At 70.4% G+C, this 4,663-nt stretch carries 3 protein-coding genes and 1 pseudogene; 3 read left to right on the top strand and 1 reads right to left on the bottom strand.

From position 1 onward, the window contains the following. Window positions 1–214, top strand: a pseudogene (locus tag QZV94_RS16020) (VOC family protein); the annotation flags it as partial. 21 nt (window positions 215–235) lie between these two features. Here the strand turns inward: QZV94_RS16020 and tpiA are convergent. After that, window positions 236–979 carry a triose-phosphate isomerase gene (tpiA, locus tag QZV94_RS16025; protein ID WP_293678940.1) on the bottom strand — a complete coding sequence of 248 codons (744 nt, stop codon included), beginning with the start codon at window positions 977–979 and terminating at the stop codon, window positions 236–238. 125 nt (window positions 980–1,104) lie between these two features. Here tpiA and QZV94_RS16030 point away from each other — a divergent pair, with 125 nt between their 5' ends. Both QZV94_RS16030 and trpE read left to right on the top strand, forming a co-directional pair. Further along, on the top strand, window positions 1,105–3,033 hold the full coding sequence (locus QZV94_RS16030; RefSeq protein WP_293678942.1) for a SurA N-terminal domain-containing protein: 1,929 nt from the start codon (window positions 1,105–1,107) through the stop codon (window positions 3,031–3,033). Next, window positions 3,030–4,562, top strand: coding sequence for an anthranilate synthase component I (gene trpE, locus QZV94_RS16035; RefSeq protein ID WP_293678944.1), 1,533 nt, complete (start codon window positions 3,030–3,032; stop codon window positions 4,560–4,562). The genes QZV94_RS16030 and trpE overlap by 4 nt, the downstream gene beginning before the upstream one ends. The last annotated feature ends 101 nt before the right edge of the window (window positions 4,563–4,663 follow it).

The following is a 4,663-nucleotide window of genomic DNA, read 5'->3' on the forward strand; positions in this document are numbered from 1 at the left end:
CGGGGCCGGCCCGGGCCGCGACGGGCGCAACCTCGACCACTTCGCCCTGCAGGTGCGCCCGTTCGACCCGGCTGCGATCCGCGCCCACCTGGCCGCCCATGGCGTCGCCGTCGTCGACGAGGGCCCGCGGTACGGCGCCGACGGCGACGGCTTCTCGCTCTACGTGCGTGACCCCGAGGGCAACACGGTGGAGCTCAAGGGGCCCAGCGCCTGACCAGGGCGGTCTCGCATGAGGCTAGACCGCGCGGATGATCCCCAGGAAGTCGGCCGCCTTCAGCGACGCGCCGCCCACCAGCGCGCCACCCACTTCGTCGGCATGCAGGATCTCAGCGGCGTTCGAAGGCTTCACCGAGCCGCCGTAGAGGATGGCCACCGCCTCTCCCGCCGCGCCGAACAACTCGATCAGCGTCGCGCGGATCGTCCGGTGCACTTCCTCGATCTCCGGCGTCGTCGGCGTCAGGCCCGTGCCGATCGCCCACACCGGCTCATACGCGACGGAGAACGCATTGTCGGCCAGTTCCGGCGGCAGCGAGCCGCGCACCTGTGCGGTCACGACGGCCAGCGCCTCACCGGCCTTGCGCTGTTCGAGCGTCTCGCCGACGCAGACGATCGGTTCCAGGCCCGCTCGCAGCGCCGCGCGCGTCTTGGCCGCCACCAGGGCATCGGTCTCGCCGTGTCCCGCCCGGCGCTCGGAGTGGCCCAGGACCACCAGGCTCGCCCCGGCATCGGCCAGCTGCTCGGCGGCCACGTCGCCGGTGTAGGCGCCGGAAGCCTCCGCATGGCAGTCCTGGCCGCCGATCAGCACCGGCGTGCCTTTCAGGGCCCACGCCATCTGGGCGATCAGCGTCGCCGAGGGGCAGATCGCGACCCGCGCAGTGGTCCCTTCGAGCCCCGCCGCCACAGCCTTGGCCTCGTCCAGCGAGGCGGCGAGGCCGTTCATCTTCCAGTTCCCAGCGATCAACGGCTGCGGCGCGGTCATCGGTGCTCCCTTCCTGCGGCGTTCGCGGCGCGGTTAAGCCATGCCGCCCGCCCTGTCACGCGCTTGCCGGACAGAGGCCCCCTCAATATACCGGCGCGCACGCCCGACCCCGGGAAAGGACCCTGATGCTCGCCGCCATCCGCAACTTCGCGAAATCCTGGCCCGCCCGGATCCTCTTGGCGCTTCTCGCGATCAGCTTCGTCGGCTGGGGGGTCACCAACACGGGGACGTCCGCAATTCAGGGCGACGAGGTCATCAAGGCCGGCTCGCGGGTCGTCGACTCAGCGTCGTTCCGGCGCCAGTACGAGAACTACAAGAAGGCGATCGAAGAGGAGCAGGGCCAGCCAATCCCCGCGGACGTCGCCGACGCCAATCGCCTGGACCAGATCGTCCTGAATGGCCTCGCCACCCGCGAGGCCTTCGCCGAGCTGCTGTCGAAGGTGGGCGTGCGCCCCTCCGACAAGCTGGTCCTTGCCCAGATCCAGAAGATCCCGGCCTTCTTCGATCCGGTCACGGGCCGCTTCGACAAGATCACGTTCGAGCGGATGCTCGGTCAGAACAACATGACTCCGAAGATGCTGGACGCCGACATCCGCGACCGCGCCGCGGCGCTGGACTGGTCGGCCGCCCTGCAGAACGGGTTGGCCGTGCCGCGCGCCTACGGCGCCCTCGGCTCGGTCTTCGCCCTGGAGACCCGCGACCTCGCGTACTTCCTGGTGACGCCGCAGAGCGTGCCGCAGCCGCCCAAGCCGACCGACGCCCAGTTGCAGGCGTTCATCAACCAGAACCGGACCCGCTACACCCTGCCCGAGATGCGCCAAGTCACGATGGTGGTGTTCTCGCCGGAGTCGGTGGGCGCCTCGCTTGGCCCGATCGATCCAGCCGAGCTGAAAAAGCGCTACGACTTCCGCAAGGACACGCTGTCTCGACCGGAAAGCCGCACCATCGTGCAGATTCCCGCAAAGGACGCGGCGTCCGCTCAGGCTATCGTCCAGCGGCTGCGCCGCGGCGAACCGGCCGAAGCTATCGCCAAGTCGCAGGGCGTGGCCGCGATCACCTTCACCGACAAGCCACGCACCGCCATCGCCGACCGCAAGGCCGGCGAGGCCGCCTTCAAGCTTCAGGCCGGTGAGATCGCTGCGGTGCAGGGCGACCTCGGGCTGTCGGTGGTGCAGATCGTTTCCGTCGTACCCGGCCGCGAAGTGACGATCGAGGAGGCCCGCCCGATGCTCGAGGCCGAGATCCGGAAGGATATGCTGGCCCAGAAGACCTACGCCCAATCCACCGCGTTCGACGATGCCCGCAGCGGCGGCGCCTCGCTGGCGGACGCCGCAAAGCAGGTGGGCATCACGCCCATCCAGCTGCCCCCGCTGAGCGCGGAGGGGGTCGACGCGCTGGGCCGCCAGTTGCAGGGCGGCTTCCCGCCGAAGATCCTGCAGACCGCCTTCACGCTTCCCGCCGGCGGCGAAAGCGAGACGACCGAACTGGACGACGGGGTCTCCTTTGCCGTGCGCGTGGAAAAGGTCATTCCCGCCCACCTGCCGCCGCTGGAACAACTGCGCCCCGTCGCCACCGTCGACCTTATGCGCCGCGACCTGATCCAGGCGCTGGAGGCCCGCGCAGAGGCCCTTGCCGCCCGCATCCGCAAAGGCGAGACCCTGGATGCGGTGGCCGCCTCCGCCGGCTACGCGCCTGTCCGCACGGCCGCCCTCTCGCGCCAGACGGCTTCCGCCCACCCGGAAATCCCTCGCGAGGTCCTGGGCCGCGCCTTCGGCTCAAAGCCCGGTGAGGTGTGGACCGCCCGCGCGCCCAACGCACTGGCCGTGGGCCGCATCGACAACGTGCAGATGGAATCCGGCCCCGCCGCAGCACAGCTGGCCGAGCAGGGCCGCGGCGAGCTGACCGCCGCGGTGTTCAACGAGATGCGCGAAGCGGCTCAGACCTATGCCCGCGCAAAGCTGAAGGTGAAGACCGACGCCGACCGCGCGCGGGCCGCGGCCGGCTTCGAACCGATCCCGAAGGACAAGGCCAAGACCGCGGAGAAGAAGGGGTGAAGACCGAGCCGCCGTTCGAGGCCTTTCGCACGACCTACGACGGCGGCGCCCCACAGGTCGTTTGGCGGCGGCTGATCGACGACCTGGAGACCCCGGTCTCCGCTTTCCTGAAGATCGCGCACGGGCGGCCCTATGGCTTCCTGTTCGAGTCCGTCGAGGGCGGCGCCTTTCGCGCCCGCTACTCGATCATCACGCTGAATCCCGACCTCGTCTGGCGCTGCCGCGGCGACCAGGCGGAAGTGGCGGAAGGCCCTGACATCGCCGCCGGCCGTTTCACGCCGCAGTCCGGCGGCGCGCTGGATAGCCTCCGCGACCTCTTGGCCGCGTCGCGTATCGAGTTGCCCGCCGGCCTGCCGCCGATGGCCGCCGGGGTGTTCGGGGCGCTGGGCTACGACACCATCCGGCTGGTGGAGAACCTGCCGGACGTCAATCCGGACCCCCTGGGCTTGCCCGACGGGGTCCTGGCGCGGCCCTCGATCGTCGCCATCTTCGACGCCATCGCCCAGGAGATCCTCCTGGTCACCTCCGTACGCCCGAGCGATTCGTCGGCCACCGATGCGTACCGCGCCGCCGAAGACCGCCTCGCCGCCGTCGCCGCCGACCTGCGCAAGCCGACACCGCCGCTGTCTGGCGCCGGTGTGCCCCAGCCCGACAGCTTCACAACCCCGGTCAGCCGCGAGCGCTACCGCGAAATCGTCGAGACCGCGAAGGACTACATCCGCGCCGGTGACATCTTCCAGGTGGTGCCCAGCCATCGCTTCCGCGCGCCCTTCCCGCACGATCCGTTCGCGCTCTACCGCTCGCTCCGGCGCAGCAACCCCTCGCCGTTCTTGTTCTTCCTGGACTTCGGCGACTTCCACCTGGCCGGATCGTCGCCCGAGATCCTGGTGCGCCTGCGCGACGGCCAGATCACCATCCGCCCGATCGCCGGCACCCGGCCGCGCGGCGCTACGCCCGAGGAGGATCGCCGCCTCGAGCAGGAGCTGATCAACGACCCCAAGGAGCGCGCCGAGCACCTCATGCTGCTCGACCTGGGCCGCAACGATGTCGGCCGCGTGGCCATGTTGAAGTCCAAGGGCGCCAACGAACCAACTGCGGCCTCACGCGCGCCGCGGGTTCGGGTCACCGCCAGCTTCTTCGTCGAGCGCTACGCCCGCGTCATGCACCTGGTTTCCAACGTCGAGGGTGACGCGCCCGAGGGCCTGGACCCAGTCGACGTGGTCATGGCCGCCCTGCCCGCCGGGACGCTCTCGGGCGCGCCGAAGGTGCGTGCCATGGAGATCATCGACGAGCTGGAGATCGAGAAGCGGGGCATCGCCTATGCCGGCGCGGTCGGGTACTTCGGTTCCGACGGCAGCGTCGACACCTGCATTGTCCTGCGCACGGCGCTGTTCAAGGACGGCGTCATGTACATCCAGGCCGGCGGTGGCGTGGTGGCCGACTCCGATCCCGACGCCGAGTACGACGAGACCCTCCACAAGGCCCGCGCGCTGCGCGACGCCGCCGAGGAAAGCTGGCGCTTCATCTGAGCCGGCCCCCAGGCAAGCCCCCTTTCCGCCGCGAGTCGGCCCAGCCCGCGCCAGGCTCCAGCGGCCGGGCGCTTCACCACCGCCTAGGAGCGCGCGTTACC

It is taken from the genome of uncultured Phenylobacterium sp. (genome assembly GCF_902826855.1).
GTDB lineage: Bacteria > Pseudomonadota > Alphaproteobacteria > Caulobacterales > Caulobacteraceae > Phenylobacterium.

Coding starts and splice junctions, on each gene's coding strand:
- tpiA (WP_293678940.1), bottom strand. CDS start 979: ATGACCGCGCCGCAGCCGTTGATCGCTGGGAACTGGAAGATGAACGGC.
- QZV94_RS16030 (WP_293678942.1), top strand. CDS start 1,105: ATGCTCGCCGCCATCCGCAACTTCGCGAAATCCTGGCCCGCCCGGATC.